This window comes from Achromobacter sp. FW305-C-13 (assembly GCF_058783475.1).
Genome location: NZ_JBYSYN010000001.1, coordinates 1,731,874 through 1,753,909 on the forward strand (window position 1 = coordinate 1,731,874; position 22,036 = coordinate 1,753,909).

Consider the following 22,036-nt stretch of genomic DNA (forward strand, 5'->3'; position numbering starts at 1 on the left):
CGGCTTGCGCCGTGGTAAGGACGGATCGCTTCGCACGAATACCGGGCTACCACGAAGCCACCAAGTGGGCGCTGGCCGTGAAGATTTCGGGCGCGTGCATCGACTGAACCCGGCCCGGCGTCAGCGCAGCACCAGCGCGCGGACGTCGGCCAGTATGCGGGCCGCGATGGCCTCCTCGCCCACGCCCGGGCCAGGCTGACCGCGCCCACGATGGCCGTGAAAATGGCGGTGGCGCGGTCGGTTGCCTGCGCCCCGCCGCCCAGCGCGGCGGCAAACGTGGTCGATCGCAAGCTTGTATACAATCGCGCCCCCGGGAAACCACCACGCTTTATCGGGGTATTCCCCTATGCGGAACGAGAATCGTCTAGTCTCTGGCCAGCCTGCCCTTATTCCAAGCTGCAGCGACACTCCACGCCGACCCGGTCGGCATTTGATCCACTTTTGCCCGATTGCCTGATCCCGGCGCATGTTTCCAGACGCCCGGGCGGCCTTTCGCGTGCTTGACCGCCACGGAGGTGCCCACCCCTGTCTACCTGTAAGTCCCCATAAGAAAAAAATAATGCTTTGAACCAAAAGGTCTCTAACCCATGAGAAAGTTCCTCAAAATCGTGGGCAGCCTGGCTGCATTGCTGGTCATTGCGGCGGCGCTGTTTCTTTATTGGCCGTTGCACCAGCGGTCAGTCCCGGCAGCCGAGAACGACAAGCCGGTCGACGCCGTGCTCGTCGGCGGCGGCATCATGAGCGTGACGCTGGCCACCTATCTGCAGGAATTGCAGCCGGACTGGCACGTCGAGCTCTTCGAACGTCTGGACGGCGTGGCACTGGAAAGCTCCAATGGCTGGAACAATGCGGGTACCGGCCACTCGGGCTTTGCCGAACTGAACTACACCCCCGAAATGCCCGATGGCTCGGTCGACATCAAACGCGCCATCAACATTGCCGAGCAGTTCGAGATCTCGCGCCAGTTCTGGGCGCATCAGGTCAAGGCCGGCCGCCTGGGCCAGCCCTCAGACTTCATCAATCCCACGGGCCACATGAGTTTCGTGTGGGGCGATGACCGCATCGAATACCTGCGCAAGCGCCGCGACGCGCTGGTCAAGAGCCCGCTGTTCTACGGCATGCAATATTCCACCGACACCGCCCAGATCAAGCAATGGGCGCCGCTGTTGATGGAAGGCCGCGACCCCAATCAGAAGGTTGCCGCTACCTACATGCCGCTGGGCACCGACGTGAACTTCGGCGTCATCACCAATCAGCTCACCCAGGGCCTGCAGCGCAACCCCAACTTCAAGCTGCGGCTGCAGCATGAAGTCACCGCCCTGCGCCAGAACGACGACAAGACCTGGAACGTCACCGTCAAGGACCTGAAGACCAACCAGGAACGCACCACCAAGGCGCGCTTCGTCTTCATCGGCGCCGGCGGCGCATCGCTGAAGGTGCTGCAGATGTCGGGCATTCCCGAATCGAAGAACTACGCCGGCTTCCCGGTGGGCGGCCAGTTCCTGGCCTTTGACGCGTCGTCCATCGCCGGACGCCACGACGTCAAGGCTTACGGCATGGCCGACACGGATTCCCCGCCGATGTCGGTGCCCCACCTGGACGCGCGCAAGCTCGACGGCAAGCCGGTGGTGCTGTTCGGACCGTTCGCGCTGGCCACGACCAAGTTCCTGAAGGAAGGCTCGGCGTTCGACCTGTTCTCGTCGGTGAACCACAACAACGTCACCAGCATGGTCGACGTCGGGCTGGAAAACCTGGACCTGGTGAAGTACCTGGTCAACCAGGCCCGCCTGACCGACGAAGACCGCCACGCCCAGCTGCAGAAGTACTTCCCGCAAGCCAAACGTGAAGACTGGCGCCTGGTGACGGCCGGCGAACGCGTGCAGGTCATCAAGCGCGATCCGGAAAAGGGCCCGATCCTGCAGTTCGGCACCGAAGTGGTGACCGACAAGGACAACACCATCGCCGCGCTGCTGGGAGCTTCGCCGGGCGCATCGACCTCGCCCCCTATCATGCTGAACCTGTTGGCCAAAGCCTTCCCGCAGCAGATGGAAGCCGGCTGGAAGGAGCGCCTGAAGGAGATCATCCCGTCGTATGGCCAGAAGCTCAATGACAGCCCCGCGCTGACCAACCAGATTCGCGCCATGACCAGCCAGACGCTGCACCTGCCGTACGTGGAAGTGCCGGTGACGGACAACGCCACGGCCAATACGGGCGTGCCGGCGGTGAACCCACCCGCTGCGCCCAACCCGGCCGCAGCGCAACCGGCCCGCAACGCCAACACCGAGATGCAGGCCCTGTAAGCCAACGGGCACTGCCATCACGAAAAGCCTCGGGGGGAAGCCGGCATGCGTCGGCTTCCCCCCGATTTCTTTGCGGCGGCGGCGCCAGTCAGGTGTCGTTCGGCTTGAACCCCAAGGCCTTCATGGCGGGCACCTCGCCCAATTCATCGTCCCAGGCCAACCGCGCCGAAGGCGCGCAATCGCGCGGACTTCTACAATCGAACTTAGACGCAGGCTTTGAAAGCTACCCGCCAGCCCTTGCGGCGATGCCATAATCCCCTCCGCGGCGCAACGATTCTGGACGAATCGCTCGCCCGCCGTTGAGTAAACCTCTAATAGCTAGCATAGGAAACATCGACTTTGTCGCGCGCCCTTCGATATCTCTCGTCGCCGGCCTTGCGTTGGGCATTGCCGACGCTGGTCCTTCTGGCCGCCGCCGGGTGCGGGTCTAATTTCGCCGCCAGTCCGGCCAAGGCTGACACCGCATCCAACGCGCACACGCCGCTGCGCAAGCTGAACCCCGCTCCGACGCAGGCCTATGAGATACGGCTCACACTTGCTAATGCGTCCGATCTCTCAAGCGCAGCCGACGGCAAATCGCCGTTTACGGTAGTAGAAGGCACTGTGCAGTTCGACGCCAGCAACGGCGCCCGCTGTGGAAAATCCAACGCCCTGTCCGGCCACGTGCCGACATTGTCCAGCCACGAACCGTTCCGACTTTCCCGTATATCCGCCACCGAGTACGTGGGCACCGTGTATGCCGACATGTTGCTCGATGAGGACTATTACGGGCGCGGGGTATGCCATTGGGCATTGACAGAGACCCGCGTCGCTTTGCGAGCGCGGGCCGACAGCGCCGATACGCGATTCGTAGCCGGGCTGCCTGCGAAAGAAGTGCTCGCGGGCGCTACACAGGCGCGCTATTTCTGGAAAGGGTATTACCCTCGATTCGAGAACGGGCAACATTCTGATTATGGAAGGAGCCAGTTGGATGCCGTTCCGGCCGATAAGGTGAACGAGTTTTTCACCGTGACACTGAAGGCCAGGAAGATCGGTGACGACGTGCAAGGCAAGTAAATAACAGGCCGGAGAATGCTGGAGCCGCCCCCGAGTGGCCCGGCGAACGGCAGCGGCAGCGGCAGCGGAATGAACGTCTGCATTACGCCCCTGACAATCGGCGACTGGCCGACCTGGACGCCGGCCGCCTCGTCACGTTGCGGATCGAACACTTCCAGGCGCGCACGGCACCGCCGTGAGCGTTGCGGCCCTGTCGCCGCGGTGCTATAAAGCCGTGTCGGAAAAGGCAGACTTGGTCTGGTAAGCCCAAGTCCTTTCGGTAACGAAAGCTCTGGTCTTTGGCCTCGTGCATGAGATCCCCACGACGAACATCGGGCGCTATCCCAGCGTCCAGTCGTTCGTCGGCGCGGGTGTCTGCTTGAGAAACGCTCCGGTCGAACCTCGACACAGGAGTCTTTCATGCACGATCTTCCCTCCCCCATCCATGACGCCATCATCGTCGGCGCCGGCCCCGTTGGCCTGCTGCTTGCTTGCGAACTACGCCTGTCGAAGCTGTCTGTCCTGGTGCTGGAACAGGCCCACGATCCCCACTCTGCGTTGAAACGCCTGCCGTTCGGCCTGCGCGGCCTGTCGGTGCCCACCCTTGAAGCCCTGCACCGCCGCGGCTTGCTGGACGCGCTGACCGCGGCGCAACACGCGAATCAGGGCGCCAACAAGATTGCGGCCGCCGCCCATTGGACCCGCCAGCCACGCCAGCCGGCCGGCCATTTCGCGGGCATCCAGTTCTTTCACGACGACATCGACACGTCGACGTGGCCGTACCGCCTGCCCAGCCCGGCCGGCACGGGCAGGGCCGTCGACATGGAGACGCTTGAATCCGTCCTAGCGCAGCGCGCCGGCGACCTGGGCGCCGAGATTCGGCGTAGTGTCCATGTCGATGGCTTCCTTGCCAGGGATAACGACGTGACGGTTCAGTCAGGCCCGGAAACCTTTCGCGGCCGCTGGCTCGTGGGCTGCGATGGCGGGCGCAGCGCCGTGCGCAAGTCAGGCGGCATCGCATTCACCGGCACCGAGCCCGAATTCACGGGCTATTCCGCAGAGGTAGAACTGGACGACCCGAGCGCGCTGCGTGCCGGCCGCCACTACACGCCTAACGGCATGTACACCTTTGCGCCGCCCGGCACCCTTGCCATGGTCGACTTCGATGGCGCCGCCTGCCATCGCGCCCAGCCCATCACCTTGGCGCACGTGCAGGCAGTGCTGCGCCGCGTCACGGGAACGGCCGCCACGCTTACCGCGCTGCGACTGGCTGCCACCTGGACGGACCGGGCCTATCAAGCGGCCGCGTATCGCAAAGGGCGGGTGCTGCTGGCCGGCGACGCCGCCCACATCCACTCCCCTTTGGGCGGCCAGGGGCTCAATCTTGGACTGGGCGACGCGATGAACCTGGGTTGGAAACTGGCGTCCACGATCCGCGGCGACGCGCCTGCCGGCCTGCTGGATACCTATCACACGGAACGGCACCCGGTGGGCGCACGCATTCTGGACTGGTCGCGCGCGCAAGTCGCGCTGATGCGCCCTACCCCAAGCACGCGCGCCCTCGAAGCCATCGTCCGGGACCTGGTCGGCACCCGCGACGGCGCGACGTATTTCGCCGAACGTGTCTGGGGCGTATCCCAGCGCTACGACTTGGGCAGCCGCCATCCGCTGGTCGGCCGCAGCATGCCCGATTTCGAACTGGCCGACGGCACAAGAGCGGGCACCCTGCTGCGCCAGGGCAAAGGCCTCTTCCTGAACTTCGCGCCTGACGCCTCGGCGGATGCGTCTTGGGATGTGCTGACCCGCAGGTGGCGCGAGCAAGTCAATTATGTCGCGGGTGACGCCCGTGAACGGCTGGGTTTGCGGGCAGTGTTGGTGCGGCCTGACGGCATCGTCGCGTGGGCCACCGATTCCCACCCGGACGAAACGGGGGCAGCGCAAGCGCTATCGCGTTGGTTCGGCGGCGCGTAGGAAGCTCGGTCTTATGCCACGCGTTCCAGCAAGCGCGGAACGGAAGACGCCAGCAAGGCAAGCCCGGACGCGGTCAGCAAACCCAACACGATCTGCCGGAAGCGCGCCTCGCTGATGCCGATGTACAGCTTGGCGCCCAGCAGCGTGGGCACCAGCATGGCTGGCGCCACGATGGCGAACATCGGCAGCATGTCGCGCGTCACGATGCCTGTTGCCAGGTACGTGCCCATCGTCACCGCCAACATCGACAGGTTGAAGTTCTGGATGATGGCGCGTTGCTTGTCCTTTTCGAAGCCGCGCAGCGTGCACCAGAGCGTGGGCAATGTGCCGGAAAAGCCACCGATGCCGCCCAGCACGCCGCCGGCGAAGCCCGCGGTTCCGTCAGCCAGACGACCGCCAGCCGTGATCTTCGGCATGTTCTTGGCCAGCAGCATGGCCGGGCACCAGACGATCAACAAGGCGCCCAGCAGCGCCTTGAACCAATCCATGTCCAGCGTCGGCAACACCGCCACGCCGATCGGAATGCCGGCCAGTCCGCCCAGCACGAACGGCAGCAGCTGCTTGAAATCGAACCCGCGTCGAACCGTGATGGCCGCCAGCACTTGTCCCACCAGCGCACCGAACACCGCCAGCGTGGCCGCCAAACGCGGCTCCAGCGCCCAGGCCCAGAACGACATCGCCACTAACCCGAAGGCAAAACCCGACAAACCCTGCACGAAACCCGCGACCACCGCGCCCAGCGCCACCACCAGATACACCGATTCCATCGTCATCCTCTTATGTTCTATTTTTAGCCCCGCCCAGGGTTTGGGGCGGACGGTATGCATTGTGGTTCATAGCCATAAGAGAAAAATTCCCTTTCTTGATGGCCAAATAAGGGTTTGCTTATGGTGCGCCCGGGCCCGCGTCGCCAGAACCCGGACGCGGGGTGATAACGTTCACCGCAAGCACCTGAAAACTCCGCCACATCCGCAATCAGCAAGACACACCATGACAGCAGCCCCGATCGCATTGCCCAGCGCCCTCGCGGCCTCCCTCCACCCGCTTCAGCTCCATGACGCGGTGGCGTGGTCGGCATATCTGAACCGCCCCGGCGTCATAGAACACACAAGCTGGGGCGATATCAGTCCGGCCGCGATCGCAGCCCTCATCGGCAGCTACGCCGAAAACCGCGACGCGCTCCGCTGGGCCATCGTGGACACAAGCGGCCGCCTGTTGGGCACGGTGGGTTTGAACGAAATAGCTCGCGCGCATGGACGCGCTGAACTAGCCTATGACCTTGACCCGCTTCACCAAGGCCGTGGCTTGGCGACGCACGCTGCGCTTGCCGTCATGAATTGGGCGCACGATGCCCTGGGCCTGCAACGCATCCAGGCCACCGTCCTGGATAGCAATGCATCCTCCATTGCCGTCCTGGAGCGCATCGGCATGCAGCGCGAAGGAATCCTGCGGCAGTACCGCAAGGTGCGCGGCCAGGCGCGCGACTACTGGATGTACGCGGCGGTTCGGACGGGCCAAGGAACAGCCGTTCCCCGCCCGTCGCCGCATCAGAGCACTTGAATATCCCTTGGCCGCAAGGTCGGTCACGCCACTGGAGTTCCGTATGGCACTGAAGCACGCGAATCCGCTGGAAGTCATCGACCTGTTTCATCGTCCCAGCCTGGAGCCCGCCCCGCCGGTCAGCGTCAGTCTGCTGCGCACGGCAGAATTGCAGATTATCCGGCTCGTGCTGCCCGCAGGGCACCGGATGCCCTCGCATCAAGTCCAGGGTGTGGTGACCCTCCAGTGCCTTCAGGGACGGGTCGACATCGATGCCTCAGAGGGCCGATGCACGCTGACAGAAGGTCAACTGGTGACGCTTCCCGGAGATGAACCCCACAGCCTGTATGCCGACGTTCCGGCCATTGTGCTCCTGACCTTGATACACCCGCTTCCCGGAAAATGGCGTCCCCGAGACGAATAGGGCCGCCACGCCGTGCCTTGGCGCACGGCGGTACTCAGGCTTGCCCTACTTGTCCAAGCCCGCCATCAGCACATATTTGACCTCGACGTATTCTTCGATCCCGTAATAGCTGCCCTCGCGGCCGTAGCCTGAGTGCTTGATGCCGCCAAACGGAATCGATGCGGTGCCGACGGAGCCGGAGTTCAGGATCACCATACCGGCCTCGATGTTCCTGGATAACCGGAAGGACCGCGCCAGATCACGCGTGAAGACGTACGCCACCAATCCATATTCGGAATGGTTCGCGCGCGTGACGACCTCGTCTTCGGTGTGGAACCGATACACGGCAAACACCGGCCCGAAGATCTCGGTGTGCGCCATGCGCATGTCGTCGGTCAGGCCGGCCAGTACCGTGGGCTCGTAGAACAGCCCGCCCTTCGCATGGGGTTTACCACCCAGCACCACCTGCGCGCCGGCGCTTTTGGCGTCATCGACCAATTCGGCCACCTTGTCGATGCCCGTCTGGTTGATCAGCGGCCCCACTACGAACGCTTCCTGCATGCCTTGGTCCACCCGGATCCGGGCGACTTTCTCGGCTACCGCCGCCACAAAGCGGTCGTGGATCGCATCCTGCACGTAGATGCGGTTGGGCGAAATGCACACTTGGCCCGAATTGCGCAGCTTCGCGGAAACCAGGCTTGTGGCCGCATCGTCGATGCTGGCGTCGTCGAAGACGATAAAGGGCGCATTGCCGCCCAGTTCCAACGTCATCTTCTTCAGGTCGTTGCCGCAGGCGGCAGCCAGCATTTTGCCGACAGCCGTGGAACCGGTGAACGAGATCTTGCGGATGCGCGAGTCGCCGGTAAACAGTTCCCCGATCTCTTTCGGATTGCCGGTGACCATCTCGAACACGCCTTCCGGGATGCCGGCCTTGCGGGCGTACTCAAGCATCTTGTACGCGGTCAAGGGGGTCAGTTCGGACGGCTTGATGATCATGGTGCACCCCGCCGCCAACGCGGTGGCGATCTTGCGGGCGATCATCATGAACGGGAAGTTCCACGGCGTGATGGCTGCGGTGGGGCCGGCGGGCTCCTTGAACACGAGGATTTCGGCGCCGGCGGCGTGCGACGGAATGGTGTCGCCATAGACGCGCTTGGCTTCTTCGGCATACCACTCGATGAAACCCAGTCCGTAATCGATTTCGCCCAAGGCTTCGGACAGGCATTTGCCGTTTTCCTTGACCATGATCTCGGCGAACACGCGCTTGTCCGCGCGGATCAGTTCAAACCAGCGGCGCAGCAGGTCACCGCGCTCCTTGGCGAGTTTTCGGGACCACTGCGGGAAGGCGCTGCAGGTCCGATCGATGGCGGACTGGATGTCGGCTGCGCCCAGTTCGGGCGCTTCGCCGACGATCGAGCCGTCGGCGGGATTGAATACGTTGATCATGATCGTGTTCCTGTCGGGTTGAGGAATGCCTGAGGCACGGATGTAATGCTAGAATTTCCCACACGATCGTTCGATGGCCTATGGTCTTTGTTTATTGCCTAAAACTATTGGACTGGATATTTTTGGCACTTCCATGGCAAGCTGTTAACCCACCGCCCGATCCTGTCCCGAACCATGCCCGGTAACCCCCAACCCGACGACTTGCTGGCCCCCGTGCGCCAGCGGATGGCCCGCCTGCTAGACGTGCTGGCGCCCACCGAGGGCTACAACCTGACGGTCCTGGAAGACGTGCGGCTACTGCGTTCCAACCGCCCGCTGAAGTCCGTTCCCGTGCTATACGACCCCGGCATCGTGATCGTGTGCCAGGGCAAGAAGCGAGGCTTTTTCGGTGGCCAGACCTACCTGTACGACGCGCATCAATGCCTGGTCGTCTCGGTGCCGGTGCCCTTCACGATGGAGACGGACGCCAGCGAAGCCGAACCCTTGCTAGCCCTCTACATGCATCTGGACTTCAAGCTGGCGGCCGACCTGATGTTGCAGATCGACCAGTTGGGCGGTTTTGTGGCGGCCGAGCCGAAAGGCATGCTGTCCAGCCCCATGGATCCGCCGCTGACGGATTCCGTGCTGCGTCTGCTGCAAGCGCTGGGCGACCCCATGGAGGCGCAGGTCCTGGGGCCCGCGCTTGTGCGCGAAATCTACTTCCGCATCCTGACCGGTGCGCAGGGGCCGGCCATGCGGGCGGCACTAGCCATGCAGGGCCAGTTCGGCAAAGTCGTCCGGGCATTGCGCAGGATCCACGCCGCTTTCAAGGACGACCTGACCGTAGACCAACTGGCGCGGGAAGCGGGCATGAGCGTGCCAGCGTTCCACGTGCATTTCAAGGCGGTGACCAGCACCTCGCCAATGCAGTACCTGAAATCCACGCGCCTGCACCACGCGCGGCTGCTGATGGTGCGCAATTCGATCACGGCGGCCGCGGCCAGCGCCGCAGTCGGCTATGAAAGCCCGTCGCAGTTCAGTCGGGAGTTCAAGCGCCTGTTCGGACGCAGCCCGGTCGAAGAGGTGAACCGGATGCGGGCGGATTTTGCCGTGCCGCCGGCCTTTGCCGCGTCGGCTTACGTCTCGTCCCATTGAAGGGGCAAGGGAATCCAGGGCGCGATAGGCTACAGTGCGAAGGGTCGAGCGACATTTCGCGCTCCCAGGCAGCACCCTGCCCGCTGAATGATTGCATCGGCCTGATGGGCCATCGCAACCGTCGAGGTCAGCCGCAGCGCCGCGCGCACACGAATCCAGGAGAAGTACAGCAGTGAACGACACCCGCACAACGGATACTGATACATCGGAAGACCGCAAGGAACAAGAGCCCCGGCTTTGGCGTGATGACGGCTGGACCGCCCGGATCATCAAGAACGAGGACGACGACGGCTGGGCCGTTGAAATGACCCTGGACGGCCAGGCCGAGCCGGCCCTGGTAGGCCCGTGGACCATGGGCCGCGACAAGAAGAACCCCAAACCACTCGACTCCCCCGCCTTCTTCACCCTGGTCAAGACGGCCAACGAAGTCCTGCGCCGTCACGAACAGCAATTGCATGCGACGCTGCACAAGAGCGTGAAGATCGACGCCGCCGCCGGCCGCCTGACCGTCAAGCTGGACATCGTTCCCGACGAAGACGAACCCTACGCCGTGCTGAGCGCCTACGACGAACTGGGCGAACAACTGGCCCAGGTCAACGTTGCGCCGACGTACAAGCTGAACGTGCAACGCGCATCAGAGTGGGTCAGCAACGGCTTTCCCAAGCACGGCTGACCCCGCCCGCGGTCATTGCGCCAGCGGCCCCACCGCAATCGCGATTTTTCCTTGAACGCCGTGGTTGGGGCTTTCAAGCCGGGCATGCGCCAGCGGAATATCGGCAAGCGAATAAACAGCGCCTACGTGTGGCCGCAGCTGACCGCGCGTGACCAAGGCGCTCAGCTCATCAAGCTTGCCGCGGTGCTGTCTGGTGAACACGAAGTGGTAGCTCGCGTTCTTGCCCCAGGCCTGAACCAGGTTTTGGGGCTGCGCAATATCCACGATCGTGACCACGCGGCCAAGTTGCGCAAGCGCGTCGGGGCTGCGCGACAACGTGTTGCCGCCGATGGTGTCGAACACGACATCGACGCCGCGCCCGCCCGTTTCCCGCATGATGGCGTCGACGTAGTCTTCCTTTTCATAGTCGATCACCACATCGGCGCCCATACGCCGGGCGAACTCGAAGCTTGTTTCACGCACGGTCGTGAACACCCGCGCACCGATCGCTTTTGCCAGCTGGATCGCCACGTGCCCCACGCCCCCTGCTCCGCCGTGCACCAAAATGCTCTCGCCCACCCTGAGCCCCGCACGCACGGTCAGCGCTTCCCATGCCGTCCCGCCCACCAAGGTCAGGCTTGCCGCCTCAAGATGGCTTAGCGACGCCGGCTTCTTTCCGACGATGCTTTCCGCGGCAACGTGGTATTCGGCATAACTTCCCGGCCCGTCAAATATTTGCGGGGTGTACCAGACTTCGTCCCCGGGCGAGAACGCCGTCACACCTGGCCCGACGGCTTCGACAACGCCTGATACGTCGTGGCCGGTGATGGCCGGCAACGGCACCAGGTCGGGATAGTCGCCACGCCGAACCTGGTAATCCAGGGGATTGATCGAGGTCGCCTGCACTCGAACCAGGACCTGCCCCGTGTGCGGCACGGGCGTGGGCAGGTCGCGAAGTTCGAAAGCGTCCGGGCCGCCAAAAGAGTTGAGTGTTATCGCTTTCATTGCAATCCTTCGTTTCGGTAAAAAGGGATATCGAGAATTTTCGATATCATGGAGTAAAAAATTACAGCTCTTTCCCGATCACCTGGGCCAGAGCACGGATGGTTGCTTCGTTTCGCTTGTAGTAGGTCCACTGCCCGATGCGCCTGGCTTCGACCAGGCCAGCACGTTGCAGCGTCGCAAGATAATCAGACACGGTGGATTGCGACAGCCCAACGCCTTCTTGAATACTGCTGACGCAGACGCCGACCGTATGCACGTCACCTTCATCCTGCGGAGGAAAGTTCTTGGCCGGATCCTTCAGCCCTTTCACGATGTCCAGGCGGGTGCGGTTCGAGAGCGCTTTGAATATTTCGAGCAAATCCATAACCGGATTGTATCGGTATTTCCCGATATGTCAATACGATAGTCAAAGCAGGCGCAACTCATCGGCTTTTGGCAATCACCCCACTCATGTACTGATTCAGATCACGGAAATCCTGAACCGTCCAGGTGTGCGACGCCAGCTTCACGCCGTTCTCCCGCAAGGTGCGGGGAATCAGGTCTCCATTGGGCCGAAGGATTACCGAGGAAACAATGACGCCCGGATAATCATGGAGACGCTTCTTGAAAGCGGCGGTGGTCAGATCAGGGGTGGGAGGATTGCTTTTCTTGGCCAACGGCCCGGTCCCCTTGATATCCGCGCCATGGCACATGGCGCATCTTTGGGTAAAGAGATTCTTTCCATTGACATTTTGCGCGAAGGACACTGATGCTTGAGTCAGCAGCACAGCCCCTAGCGAAGCAATGCAGAATGCGCGTACTTTCATTTGGCCTTGTTGTATAAACCTGAGCACTATCAAGAGCAAACTCCGGGGTGTACATTCCGGAGTGCCTGGCACGGCCGGCGAGCCGTGGCTCATTATCGGCCGCCGCGCGGGCCGCATTATCGCAGACGGCAGGAGCGTACACGAACAAAATAGGCATACCCCGCCTATTGCCGTCCTATGCGCTGACTTCGCGATGGCCTCCCTATCAACATGACACCGCCGGCCAGCACAAACTGCCTGCTGGCGGCGAGCAGACTCCGCATGCAACGACATTTTTCAAGTGCCCTGTTCTTTGCCCTCATTGCCAGCGTCGGTGTTTTTAGTCCTCCGACGCACGCCCAGCCTCCATCGACGCCAAAGGTGCAAGCCGGCGAGGGGCGCCCATACGAAGTCGCGGACAGCGAGGTCTGGGACGTGCCCGATCCGGTGTCGGGGCGCGGCTACCAGGTCTTCGTTGCCCTGCCGCCGTCCTATGCAAAGCAGCCGCAGCGGCGCTACCCGGTGCTGTATGTGACCGACGCCGATTACGCTTTTCCGATCATCCGGCAATTGGGACGCCGCCTGAACGTCGAAGGGCCCAAGATAGAGGAATTCATCCTGGTCGGCTTGTCTTATGGCAAGGGTGAAGATGGCGGGCCGAGCCGCCAACGTGACTACACGCCGACGCCCAATGGCCCAAGCTCGGCCCCCGCCAACGCCGTCCATGGCCAGTCGCGCGCCTATCAAGCGTATCTGCGCGATCAGGTCAAACCATTTATCGCGGCTCGCTATCGGGCCGACACTGCCCGCGCAATCTTTTTGGGGCACTCTTACGGCGCCCTGCTTGGAACCCAGATCCTTTTCACCGAGCCCGGCCTGTTCAGCGGCTATATCCTGGGCAGCCCGTCTCTCTGGTATGACAAGCGGTATGCTTTCACGCTCGAAGCGCAATACGCCAAGCAGAATCAGGACCTCGCGGCAAATGTCTATCTGTATGTCGGCGCCTTTGAGGCCCTGCGCAAAGGGGATCGCCGCTACAACCAGACGGTGGACATGGTCGCCGACAACCGGGCGCTGGAAACGGCCTTGCAGGGCCGCAAGTACCCGGGCTTGAAACTGAAATCAGCGGTCCTGAACGACGAAGACCATCTCAGCGTCGCCCCGCGTGGATTCACGCAGGGCCTGAAATATCTGTTGCCTGTCCGCTGAAACCAATGCGGTCCCCACGCGGCCATCAGCGCTGGGGACCGGCTTCCCGCATGAATGTTTCCTACCGGACAGCAGTGTTTCTGATACATTGACGCCCAAAATCAATACAAGCGCGGCCATTTTGCGGCCCCGCTCGCGCCGGGCATGACGGCGGCGCGCAGATGGTCTTTCCAGGGCATGCCGCGCTGAAGGGCTCAACTCTCAACAGTAGAACTTTGGGGTAACGGTCAAAATGAGAAAATTGGCACTGCTTGTTGTCTTGCCATCGCTGCTTGTGGGATGCACTTCTGGGCAGATGAACATGCTGATGGGCACGCGCAATAAAACCTACAACGACGTCAACTCAATTTGGGTCGGCAGCTCGGAAGAACAACTGATCTCGAAGTGGGGTCCCCCAAAAAAGAGCTATACGCTTGAAAACGGTGCAAAAATCGTTTCATACGAAGAAATCTGGGGCCCTATGTCCGCGTATCACGTATGCATCGAAAAGTTCATGATCGACAAAGGCGTAGTGACCAAGTGGGGGATTTCGGATTGCCCATCGCGCATTTCGGGCACCCTGCCGAAAGACAGCCCTATTCCGCAACCCACCATGTAGGAAAAAGCGTCCTTGCGCGACACGCGCAAGGATTAGCCTGGTTACGTCGGGCCTGCAAATAGATTCACACCCCTGCCCACCCTTGGGCTGTTTGCTGCGCCCGCCGCGCCTGTTTGTCCGCATACATAAGCCGGTCAGCTTCCTTGAGCGCGGCTTGTAGCGAACTAACAGCGGGATCCACGCTGACAATGCCAAAGCTCGCGCCTCGATAGTCGAAACTGCACTCATCTGAGGTATAGGTACCGATCAGGGGCAGCGCCAGCCGGCTGCGCATCTCGTCGACGACCCTTTGCGGATCGTCGGACGCGGACTGGGTCACGAGTCCAACCACAACGAACTCATCGCCACCCCATCGACCCAGCATGTCGCTCGCCCGCAGAGCGGCCGACATCCGCCGGCCAACCTCGATCAAAAATCTGTCGCCGGCCTCATGCCCATAGGTGTCGTTGATGGGTTTGAATCCATCCAGATCGATAAAGGCCACCAGCACCCATTGCTGCGTGCGCTTTGCCAGAGCGAACAACCGCTCCAACTCGGCCAATACTGCGCGTCGATTCGGCAGGCCGGTCAGCGCGTCATAGTTGGCCGCATACCGTTCATCCTGTCGGCGCATCACGATTTGGCGGGCTACATGGCCAGATAGCAGGATCACGATCAAGCCAAACACCGCAACCAGCCCCGCCATCCAGACATGCTGTCTGCGCATGGGAGCAAGCTGCTCCAAACTCGCCAACGTGAGCAACTGATATTGGGTACCCGACAACGGCTGTTGCCGCAGCAGATAGGGCCTGCCATCGATGAGCCACTGGTCGGCATTGTCTGCCCCGTCTGCCGCGCGCATATCCATGGGCTCGCCAGGCTCTTCTTCGCCGTCCGGCGGAAGAACCATGCCTGGCGGCAGAAGCGCCGCGACGTTGCGCAGCATGAACGGCTCAGAGGAGGCCGTGATCACGCGCCCCTGGCGGTTCACGATCAGCGCAACATGGCGCCCTGTCAGATAAAGCGCCACCTCTGGCGCGTCAAACTTAACCGTGACTGAGCCCAACGGCACGTCGTTCGAGTCTTCGATACGACTGGCCACGAAATAGGATGGCGATTTATTCAGACGAGCAATACCGAACGAATGGCCATTGCCGGTGCGCAACGCATCAATGAGGTAGGGCCGGCCCGAGTAGATCATGCCCACAATACTGTCCGGCTCGGCCCAATTGCTGGCCGTCACCGTATCGTCCGACATATTGTTCATGTAAATGCGTGCATAACGCAGATCACTGGCCAGAGCGTTCATGACGTCGCCCACCCTGCGCACCAAGGGGTCGCGCGCAAACTGCGCAGCGCGCTCTTGCCGTGTCAGTTCGGCAGCGCCCGGCGGATCTATGCGATAACGAATTGCGAGTTCAATCACCAGACTCTGCCGCGCCACCATATTGGCCACGCTCACCATCTCGGTAAACAAGCGGTCCATCACGCGCACGGTCGTTTTAGACTCGTATTCGGCGCTGGCCGCCAGTCTAGCCAGCTGCGCAGTCACGATCCTCTGTGAAACCCACCACCCCAGGCCAGCCACCAGCATTAACCAGGCGACGGCCAACGCCAGTGTGACTCGGCGTACGGTAGGCCGCATCTGTTGTTCACCGCTGCCTTGCTGCAGCAACACGTCGTTCCCCTCACGAAACAGGCGCCCAATATCCTCCAGGCCTAAATAACCTTCAACTAGCCGCGATACCCGGCAACACAATATAGCGAGAAACTCTCCCCGGCTATTTTGTTGACAATCCTTGACGGTGAAATTGCGGCGATACGCACCCAACGCGGCCCGTATGGGGAGGACAGGGTAAACACTTATAAAGATGTGCCCCCCAAGTGCCGTATTCACCGAGTGGTTTGCATCTACTGACAGAGGAACGGTCGTGTCCAATAAGAATAGCAATCGGCCGGGATGGTCAAAATGGATAGTCCTGGCCGCATCCGCGGCCAACTTCGCGCACCCGGCGTACGCGCAATCAGTCGTCGGTACCGGCGAGGTATTGCCCGGCCCGGTCCAGACGCCGGATTGGGCTGTCGGAGGCGACCTGATTGTTGGCGATGCCCTCACCGGGACGTTGACCATCACCGATGGCGGTTCCGTAACCAATGACGGGGCGTACATTGGAAACCTGAATGGCGCCGTGGGAGCGCTGACGGTGTCGGGCCGCGGCACCGGTGGCACAGCGTCCACATGGACCAGCCTCGGCTCCGTGTTCGTCGGGGGGGATGCTGGCAGCAGCGGCACACTGACGATCCTGGATGCAGGCATGGCCCAAAGCGACTCGGGCACCATCGGCAGCAGTAACGGCAGCGTCGGGAGCGTTCTCGTTTCCGGGCCGGGGTCAACGTGGAATCTCTCGGCGGGCAGAGCATTCATGATCGGCGAAAGCGGCCGGGGCACGCTGCGGATCGACGACGGCGGCGCCGTGCACAGCGGCCAGGGCATTATCGGCTGGCTCGCCGGCAGCGATGGCAGCGCTATCGTGTCGGGCCGAACAACAATCTGGGATCCCTTCAACAACATCTACGTAGGCTTCGAGGGGCTTGGCGACCTGCGCGTCCTGGAAGGCGCCACCGTGCGCACCGTCGGATCATCCGCGCCGGGCGCCGCCGCAACAATTTACATCGGCAACCACGCGGGCGGCGTGGGCACGGTGACCGTTTCGAGCACAACGGCCGATATCTCGACGCTTGCCGCGAGCGACCGAATCGAAATCGGCTCGGCCGGCACGGGAACATTGACTATCGACAAGGGCGGGCTCGCGGTCGCCGCTAGCGATACGTGGCTGACCATCGCCAGCACCGCCACCGGTACGCTGAACCTCATCGGCGACGCCAGCGGCCGCGGCGTGCTGGAGACCGGCTCGGTCATCAAGGGCGACGGCAACGCCACCTTCAACCTGGATGGGGGCGTCCTGCGCGCCAACCGTGACGAGGCTGACTTCTTAAATGGCTTCTCGACGCAGGCGATTGGAAGCGAAGGTGCTTGGTTCGATACCAACGACTACGAGGTGGGCGTGACGACCGCATTCTCGGGAACCTCCAACCTCAACAAGCTGGGCGCCGGCAGGCTGACATTGTCGGGCAACAGCGCCGCCTTTACGGGTACTACCGCTATTCAGGCTGGCACGCTCCAGGTCGATGGCGTTCTCGGCGGTCCGGTGAACGTCCTGGCGGGAGCACGTCTGACTGGAACGGGACGCGTCGGCACAACGGTCAACCGGGGCACCATCGCCCCAGGGCCGCGCAATGGCTTTGGCATCCTGACGGTCGCCGGGGACTACACCGCGCAGGGCGGGAAGCTAGAGATCCGCAGCCAGCTTGGCGCCGATAACTCGCCAACCGATAAGTTGGTCGTCACGGGCGACACCGCGGGCACGACACCGGTCAGCGTGAAGAACATGGGAGGCGCGGGCGCGCAGACCCAGCGAGGCATTCAGATCGTGCAGGTCAACGGTATCTCGGCAGGCCAGTTCAACCTGGCCAATGGCGACTACGTCATTCAGGGGCGCCCTGCCCTGGTGGCCGGTGCTTACGGCTACGTCCTGCAGCAGGACTTGGCAGACGGCGGCTGGTATTTGCGATCGTCCCTAACCGATCCGGGCACACCGCCAACCGATCCAGGCACGCCCCCAATCGGCCCCGGCACACCTCCGACCGGTGGCGTATCTCCGGGCGTCGAACCGCCCTTGCTGTATCAGCCAGGTGTGCCGGTCTATGAAGCCTACGCCAACACGCTCCTAAACTTGAGCCGGCTACCCACCTTGCGCCAGCGGGTAGGCAATCGCCTCTATGATTCGGCGGATGTCGGTCGCAACGGCGTATGGAGCCGGATGGAGGGCACGACAAGCAGACTCGAACCTTCCATGTCCACAACGGGCGCACGCCAGGACGTCGACAGCTGGAAGGCGCAGTTTGGTGTTGACCGTATCCTGGCGGGTCAAGAACAAGGGTCCCGCTTAGTGGGCGGCATAGCCTTTCAGTACGGCAAGGCCGACACGCACGTGTTTTCGGCGTATGGCAACGGCACGATCGACACTACCGCCTATGGCCTGACACCGACGCTGACCTGGTACGGCAAGAATGGGCTCTATATCGACACCCAGGCCCAAGCAACCTGGTTCGAGAGCGACCTGAATTCCCGGCTGGCTGGCAAGTTGAAGGGCGGCAGCCGAGCTAACAGCTACGGGCTGGGTATCGAAGCGGGCAAGGCGTTCGAGTTGAGCGAGCGACTGGCGCTGATCCCGCAGGCGCAGTTGACCTACGCATCCACCCGCTTTAACAGCTTCAACGACAAATTCGGCGCGCATGTTGAAAGCGACAAGGGGGACAGCCTGCTGGCCCGCGTCGGTATCGCGCTGGACTACAAAAGCAATTGGCAAACGGGTGGCGTGAATCGGGAATCCAGCGTCTATGGCGTCGTCAACGTGAAACATGAATTCCTGGACGGAACCCGAGTGCGCGTGGCCGACGTGCCGGCGGCCAGTCGCATGGCGCGAACCTGGGGCAGCGTGGGCGCGGGAGCAAACTACGGTTGGGCGGAGCGTTATGCGATCTACGGCCAGGTCGACGCCGACGTGGATTTCTCCGGCAGCTATATCGTCACGGCGACGGCGGGTTTCAGAATGACGTTTTAAAGCTGGAGCTGATGGCAGATAGCGCCTTTACTCAGAGGCGCTATTTGCAATGAAGTACGTGCCAAAGCATGCTGGCTGTGAGTTGCCCACGGCCGGTGTCCGCCGTGGCAAAAACCGCTGTACCCCTGCTATGCTTGGCTCACTGGCCGCCCCGCCGCAGCGCCGGGCCATGGCGACAGCCTAACCGCACCCCAGGAGCATCGACATGAAGCTATCCAAACGCGCGTTATTGGCAGGGCTGGCGCTATCCGCGCTGTCGGCAGTGGCCCCCGCGGCCATGGCGCATCACGGGTGGTCGTGGGCGGAATCCGAACAGATGACCTTGCAAGGCACGGTTGAGGAGGTTCAGCTCGCGCCGCCTCATCCCACGTTGAGGGTGCGAGCCAACGACGGTGTCTGGGTGGTCGAACTCGGCAATCCCGCCCAGACGAAGGAAGCCGGATTCGTCGAGGGGTCGGCCAAGCCGGGCGACCCCGTCACCGCTATCGGCAACCGCGACCAGGACGCCGGCAACAAGCGCATGAAGGCCGTCCAGGTCACGGTGGGCGGCAAGACCTACGACATCTATCCCAGCCGCATCAAGAAACCCTGAGCCCCACGGCCTTCAGCCATGCCCGAACTGCTTCGGTTGGCGCTGGAACAGCTTACGGCCCTGCCGCCGGCGCTGTGGCTGCGACGGTCCGCAACGCTCTACCTTTTGGTCAACGCCGCTCATATCGGCGCCATCGGCTTGTTGATCGGTTCGATCGTTCCGCTGGACTTGCGCCTGCTCGGCGTCCTCAAGCCCACCCTCTTGGCGCTCCTGGCGCCCGTGCTGTCCCGGACAGCCTCGCTCGGCCTTGCTCTGGCCGTGCTGACCGGCGCCACGCTGTTCACCGTGCGGCCGCAGGAATATCTGCAGAATCCGGCATTCGTGGTGAAGATGGGCCTGCTGGGCGCGGGCGCGATCAACGCCTGGCTCGTGCGCCGGGGTGGAGCATGGGGGCAGGTTTTACAGGGAGGCCGCCCATCCAGCGCGCTGCGCTGCCAGGCCGCCGTCTCGCTGCTGCTATGGACTGGCTGCCTGGTCGCGGGCAGATGGATCGGGTTCCTGTAGCCTGCTGTTCGCTTGAATCGGCCGGGTCAGGGGCTGGCGGCGCACTTGCTACGCCCAGTCCGCTTTGGGTCGAACGCAGACAACTGTCATCTCGGAAGAAGAGGTATTGGCCGCAGAGGCCGCACCGTTTGGCGGGGTAAAGGAATCCGGTTACGGCCGCGAAGGCTCCCGGCATGGCCTGCAGGAGTACACGCACATCAAGTATCTCTGCCAAGGCGGCCTGGGGTGACGGGGTTCAAGCCAGCGACCCAATGCAGGGGGTGATGCGTGCACGCTCTCGTCCATGACCAACCCAGATGGGGCAAGCGCCCCAACCTCGGGGCGCTTGCCTGGCATTCAAACAGACTGACTTATTCAATGGGATTCGAGAGCGTCGCGACCCCGGTAATTTCCACTTCCACTCGGTCTCCACGGCGCATGAAAACCGGAGGGTCCCGCTTGACCCCGACACCGCCCGGGGTGCCGGTGACGATGACGTCACCGGGCTCCAGGGTCGTGAACGTCGAAATATAGCGAAGCAGGCGCGGAATGCCGAATATCATTTGCTCGGTGGTTGCCTGCTGCATGACCTCACCATTGAGCCGGGTGATCAACGTCAATTCCTGCCCGTCGGCAATTTCGTCTCGCGTCGTCAGATAAGGACCGAACCCGCCCGTCTTATCGAAATTCTTGCCGGCGGTGAACTGACTGGTGTGACGCTGCCAGTCCCGAATGGAGCCGTCGTTGTAGGGCGCGTAGCCGGCGATATGATTCCACGCGTCGTCTTGCGCGATGCGGCGCCCTCCTTTGCCGATGACAATCGCGATCTCGCCTTCGTAATCGAATTCGATCGATTCCGACGGACAAATCAGCGCTTGCCCATGGCCTGCCTGGGAGGTGGCGGTACGCAGGAACAGCGTAGGCTCGCTGGTCGGTTCACGCTTTGACTCGATGCGATGCTCTTCATAGTTCAGGCCGACACAGATGATTTTCCCGGGGTCGGGGATGACCGGCAGCAAGTTAAGCTCAGTGAGCTTCAGATGCCCTGCCCGCTCAGCGGCCTGGCGCGCAATCTCGTTCAGTGCATCGGCCTTCAGTACCGCCTTCAACGTGGGAAACGTTCCCTTGGTGAGCGCCACGCCGTCCAAGACGTGGTCTCCCTTCAGGATTCCCCAGCTTGTTCCTGATGCATTCTCGTAGCTGACTAGCTTCATGTCGTCCTTCCTCTTGGTGTGTCAATCAATCTTCACGTTGCGTTCTTTCACGAGCGACGCCCATTTGTCCCGCTCCGCGACGATGAGGTCGCGCAGTTCGGCCGGAGAGCTGCTTACGACCACTGCGCCGCGCTCCTTCACCACCGACGAGACTTCGGGCGACGCTACAGCCTTGACCAATTGATCGTGGAGTTTCTCGGTTGCGGCGGCCGGCAGGCCCTTGGGGCCGACGAAGGCGAACCAGATGTTGTCCTCAAAGCCTGGCAGCGTGTCGGCAAGCGGCGGGATATCGGGAAGCGCCGGCGAGCGGCTCGTGCTGGTGACGCCGATCGCCCGCAGCTTGCCCGCCTGTATGTAAGGCAGCGCCACCGGCAGGTTTTCGAACGCCATCTGGATCTGCCCGGCGATCAAATCCTGCATCGCAGGCGCGCTGCCCTTATAGGGAACATGAGTGAGTTCCAGCCCCGTGTCGCGCTGCAGCAGCTCGCCGTTCAAGTGCCCGCTGGAGCCCGTGCCCATGGACCCATAAGAAATCTTCGCCTGGTTGGCTTTCAGGTAGGCCAGGAAATCCGGCAGGTTCCGTGCCGGCACCGACGGATTGACGACCAGGACGTTCGGCAGAGACAGGGCCAGCGTCAAGGGAGAAATATCCTTGGCCGTGTCGACTTTCATGTCCTTGTAGATTGACGGATTGACCGTGAGGACGCTGGCCGGCACCAGCCCTATCGTGGCCCCGTCCGGGCTGGCGCGAGAGATTGCCTGCAGCCCGATCATGCCATTGGCGCCGGGGCGGTTTTCGACGATGACCGTGCGCCCGCCTTCTTTGGTCATCGCCTGGGCGGTCAGCCGGGCCACCGTGTCTCCCATCCCGCCTGGCGCGTACGGCACGATGATCGTCAGGGGGGGCTCGGCCGCATGGGCAAAAGCCAGCGTACAGGCGCACAGCACCGCGCCCGCGATCCGTTTCAGTGTGGTCGTCATTCCCTTGTCTCCTAGGCCTGCTGTT

The 22,036-nt window shown here is 62.5% G+C and carries 20 protein-coding genes and 1 pseudogene; 13 read left to right on the forward strand and 8 right to left on the reverse strand.

The genetic code is table 11. The annotated features are described in order from the left end of the window. Positions 1–587: 587 nt before the first annotated feature. The 3 genes from mqo to AC3WMU_RS07725 all read left to right on the forward strand — a co-directional run bounded on the left by mqo (position 588) and on the right by AC3WMU_RS07725 (position 5,306). Positions 588–2,300 carry a malate dehydrogenase (quinone) gene (gene mqo, locus AC3WMU_RS07715; protein WP_492282131.1) on the forward strand — a complete coding sequence of 571 codons (1,713 nt, stop codon included), beginning with the start codon at positions 588–590 and terminating at the stop codon, positions 2,298–2,300. A 339-nt stretch (positions 2,301–2,639) separates the two neighbouring features. Beyond that, complete coding sequence (locus AC3WMU_RS07720; protein WP_492282132.1) at positions 2,640–3,356, forward strand: hypothetical protein; 717 nt, start codon at positions 2,640–2,642, stop codon at positions 3,354–3,356. A gap of 399 nt (positions 3,357–3,755) precedes the next feature. Further along, the gene (locus AC3WMU_RS07725; protein ID WP_492282133.1) at positions 3,756–5,306 is read left to right on the forward strand and encodes an FAD-dependent monooxygenase; all 1,551 of its coding nucleotides are present in this window, start codon (positions 3,756–3,758) and stop codon (positions 5,304–5,306) included. Between the two features lie 11 nt (positions 5,307–5,317). Here the strand turns inward: AC3WMU_RS07725 and AC3WMU_RS07730 are convergent, their stop codons facing one another. Next, complete coding sequence (locus AC3WMU_RS07730) at positions 5,318–6,073, reverse strand: sulfite exporter TauE/SafE family protein (RefSeq protein ID WP_280027698.1); 756 nt, start codon at positions 6,071–6,073, stop codon at positions 5,318–5,320. Positions 6,074–6,296: 223 nt separating this feature from the next. Here AC3WMU_RS07730 and AC3WMU_RS07735 point away from each other — a divergent pair, with 223 nt between their 5' ends. Together AC3WMU_RS07735 and AC3WMU_RS07740 are read left to right on the forward strand one after the other, a co-directional pair. Continuing rightward, on the forward strand, positions 6,297–6,866 hold the full coding sequence (locus AC3WMU_RS07735) for a GNAT family N-acetyltransferase (RefSeq protein WP_424625889.1): 570 nt from the start codon (positions 6,297–6,299) through the stop codon (positions 6,864–6,866). A 43-nt stretch (positions 6,867–6,909) separates the two neighbouring features. Next, positions 6,910–7,269, forward strand: a complete 360-nt coding sequence (locus AC3WMU_RS07740; protein WP_006223156.1) for an AraC family ligand binding domain-containing protein — start codon at positions 6,910–6,912, stop codon at positions 7,267–7,269. A gap of 45 nt (positions 7,270–7,314) precedes the next feature. Here the strand turns inward: AC3WMU_RS07740 and AC3WMU_RS07745 are convergent, their stop codons facing one another. After that, a complete protein-coding gene (locus AC3WMU_RS07745) occupies positions 7,315–8,694 on the reverse strand; it encodes an NAD-dependent succinate-semialdehyde dehydrogenase (RefSeq protein ID WP_424625891.1) in 1,380 nt (459 codons plus the stop codon). A 174-nt stretch (positions 8,695–8,868) separates the two neighbouring features. Here AC3WMU_RS07745 and AC3WMU_RS07750 point away from each other — a divergent pair, with 174 nt between their 5' ends. Then, complete coding sequence (locus AC3WMU_RS07750) at positions 8,869–9,828, forward strand: AraC family transcriptional regulator (RefSeq protein WP_424625892.1); 960 nt, start codon at positions 8,869–8,871, stop codon at positions 9,826–9,828. Between the two features lie 172 nt (positions 9,829–10,000). Then, a complete protein-coding gene (locus tag AC3WMU_RS07755; RefSeq protein ID WP_088588146.1) occupies positions 10,001–10,501 on the forward strand; it encodes a hypothetical protein in 501 nt (166 codons plus the stop codon). Positions 10,502–10,513: 12 nt separating this feature from the next. Here AC3WMU_RS07755 and AC3WMU_RS07760 read toward each other — a convergent pair whose 3' ends face one another. The 3 genes from AC3WMU_RS07760 to AC3WMU_RS07770 form a co-directional block, all read right to left on the reverse strand. Further along, positions 10,514–11,485: a zinc-dependent alcohol dehydrogenase family protein gene (locus AC3WMU_RS07760; RefSeq protein WP_088588147.1), complete on the reverse strand. Its 972-nt coding sequence runs from the start codon at positions 11,483–11,485 to the stop codon at positions 10,514–10,516. Positions 11,486–11,546: 61 nt separating this feature from the next. Beyond that, positions 11,547–11,849, reverse strand: a complete 303-nt coding sequence (locus AC3WMU_RS07765; protein ID WP_088588148.1) for an ArsR/SmtB family transcription factor — start codon at positions 11,847–11,849, stop codon at positions 11,547–11,549. A gap of 58 nt (positions 11,850–11,907) precedes the next feature. Beyond that, positions 11,908–12,291 (reverse strand): c-type cytochrome, encoded by a 384-nt coding sequence (locus tag AC3WMU_RS07770; RefSeq protein ID WP_035212647.1) that lies wholly within the window; start codon positions 12,289–12,291, stop codon positions 11,908–11,910. A gap of 261 nt (positions 12,292–12,552) precedes the next feature. Between AC3WMU_RS07770 and AC3WMU_RS07775 the strand changes: the two genes are divergently transcribed. Both AC3WMU_RS07775 and AC3WMU_RS07780 read left to right on the forward strand, forming a co-directional pair. Continuing rightward, positions 12,553–13,479 (forward strand): alpha/beta hydrolase, encoded by a 927-nt coding sequence (locus tag AC3WMU_RS07775; protein WP_492282134.1) that lies wholly within the window; start codon positions 12,553–12,555, stop codon positions 13,477–13,479. Between the two features lie 241 nt (positions 13,480–13,720). Further along, positions 13,721–14,077, forward strand: a complete 357-nt coding sequence (locus AC3WMU_RS07780) for a hypothetical protein (protein WP_234704752.1) — start codon at positions 13,721–13,723, stop codon at positions 14,075–14,077. Between the two features lie 64 nt (positions 14,078–14,141). Here the strand turns inward: AC3WMU_RS07780 and AC3WMU_RS07785 are convergent, their stop codons facing one another. Next, positions 14,142–15,701, reverse strand: a complete 1,560-nt coding sequence (locus AC3WMU_RS07785) for a sensor domain-containing diguanylate cyclase (RefSeq protein WP_492282361.1) — start codon at positions 15,699–15,701, stop codon at positions 14,142–14,144. Positions 15,702–15,987: 286 nt separating this feature from the next. Here AC3WMU_RS07785 and AC3WMU_RS07790 point away from each other — a divergent pair, with 286 nt between their 5' ends. The 4 genes and pseudogenes from AC3WMU_RS07790 to AC3WMU_RS07805 form a co-directional block, all read left to right on the forward strand. Next, positions 15,988–18,741 carry an autotransporter family protein gene (locus AC3WMU_RS07790; RefSeq protein ID WP_492282135.1) on the forward strand — a complete coding sequence of 918 codons (2,754 nt, stop codon included), beginning with the start codon at positions 15,988–15,990 and terminating at the stop codon, positions 18,739–18,741. A gap of 205 nt (positions 18,742–18,946) precedes the next feature. After that, entirely contained in the window at positions 18,947–19,333 is a 387-nt protein-coding gene (locus AC3WMU_RS07795) for a DUF6152 family protein (protein ID WP_006223167.1), read from the forward strand. 18 nt (positions 19,334–19,351) lie between these two features. Beyond that, positions 19,352–19,837 carry a DUF6644 family protein gene (locus AC3WMU_RS07800; protein ID WP_006223168.1) on the forward strand — a complete coding sequence of 162 codons (486 nt, stop codon included), beginning with the start codon at positions 19,352–19,354 and terminating at the stop codon, positions 19,835–19,837. Between the two features lie 28 nt (positions 19,838–19,865). Continuing rightward, a pseudogene (locus tag AC3WMU_RS07805) lies at positions 19,866–20,066 on the forward strand (aldehyde dehydrogenase family protein); the annotation flags it as partial. A gap of 121 nt (positions 20,067–20,187) precedes the next feature. Here the strand turns inward: AC3WMU_RS07805 and AC3WMU_RS07810 are convergent. Beyond that, the gene (locus tag AC3WMU_RS07810) at positions 20,188–21,030 is read right to left on the reverse strand and encodes a fumarylacetoacetate hydrolase family protein (protein WP_035212550.1); all 843 of its coding nucleotides are present in this window, start codon (positions 21,028–21,030) and stop codon (positions 20,188–20,190) included. A gap of 21 nt (positions 21,031–21,051) precedes the next feature. Continuing rightward, the gene (locus tag AC3WMU_RS07815; RefSeq protein WP_424625898.1) at positions 21,052–22,011 is read right to left on the reverse strand and encodes a Bug family tripartite tricarboxylate transporter substrate binding protein; all 960 of its coding nucleotides are present in this window, start codon (positions 22,009–22,011) and stop codon (positions 21,052–21,054) included. Positions 22,012–22,036: the final 25 nt, after the last annotated feature.

Excerpts from the sequence above, each read along its gene's own strand:
- mqo (WP_492282131.1), top strand. The coding sequence starts at position 588 with ATGAGAAAGTTCCTCAAAATCGTGGGCAGCCTGGCTGCATTGCTGGTC.
- AC3WMU_RS07725 (WP_492282133.1), top strand. The coding sequence starts at position 3,756 with ATGCACGATCTTCCCTCCCCCATCCATGACGCCATCATCGTCGGCGCC.
- AC3WMU_RS07730 (WP_280027698.1), bottom strand. The coding sequence starts at position 6,073 with ATGGAATCGGTGTATCTGGTGGTGGCGCTGGGCGCGGTGGTCGCGGGT.
- AC3WMU_RS07735 (WP_424625889.1), top strand. The coding sequence starts at position 6,297 with ATGACAGCAGCCCCGATCGCATTGCCCAGCGCCCTCGCGGCCTCCCTC.
- AC3WMU_RS07740 (WP_006223156.1), top strand. The coding sequence starts at position 6,910 with ATGGCACTGAAGCACGCGAATCCGCTGGAAGTCATCGACCTGTTTCAT.
- AC3WMU_RS07745 (WP_424625891.1), bottom strand. The coding sequence starts at position 8,694 with ATGATCAACGTATTCAATCCCGCCGACGGCTCGATCGTCGGCGAAGCG.
- AC3WMU_RS07750 (WP_424625892.1), top strand. The coding sequence starts at position 8,869 with ATGCCCGGTAACCCCCAACCCGACGACTTGCTGGCCCCCGTGCGCCAG.
- AC3WMU_RS07760 (WP_088588147.1), bottom strand. The coding sequence starts at position 11,485 with ATGAAAGCGATAACACTCAACTCTTTTGGCGGCCCGGACGCTTTCGAA.
- AC3WMU_RS07765 (WP_088588148.1), bottom strand. The coding sequence starts at position 11,849 with ATGGATTTGCTCGAAATATTCAAAGCGCTCTCGAACCGCACCCGCCTG.
- AC3WMU_RS07770 (WP_035212647.1), bottom strand. The coding sequence starts at position 12,291 with ATGAAAGTACGCGCATTCTGCATTGCTTCGCTAGGGGCTGTGCTGCTG.
- AC3WMU_RS07775 (WP_492282134.1), top strand. The coding sequence starts at position 12,553 with ATGCAACGACATTTTTCAAGTGCCCTGTTCTTTGCCCTCATTGCCAGC.
- AC3WMU_RS07785 (WP_492282361.1), bottom strand. The coding sequence starts at position 15,701 with ATGCGGCCTACCGTACGCCGAGTCACACTGGCGTTGGCCGTCGCCTGG.
- AC3WMU_RS07795 (WP_006223167.1), top strand. The coding sequence starts at position 18,947 with ATGAAGCTATCCAAACGCGCGTTATTGGCAGGGCTGGCGCTATCCGCG.
- AC3WMU_RS07800 (WP_006223168.1), top strand. The coding sequence starts at position 19,352 with ATGCCCGAACTGCTTCGGTTGGCGCTGGAACAGCTTACGGCCCTGCCG.
- AC3WMU_RS07810 (WP_035212550.1), bottom strand. The coding sequence starts at position 21,030 with ATGAAGCTAGTCAGCTACGAGAATGCATCAGGAACAAGCTGGGGAATC.
- AC3WMU_RS07815 (WP_424625898.1), bottom strand. The coding sequence starts at position 22,011 with ATGACGACCACACTGAAACGGATCGCGGGCGCGGTGCTGTGCGCCTGT.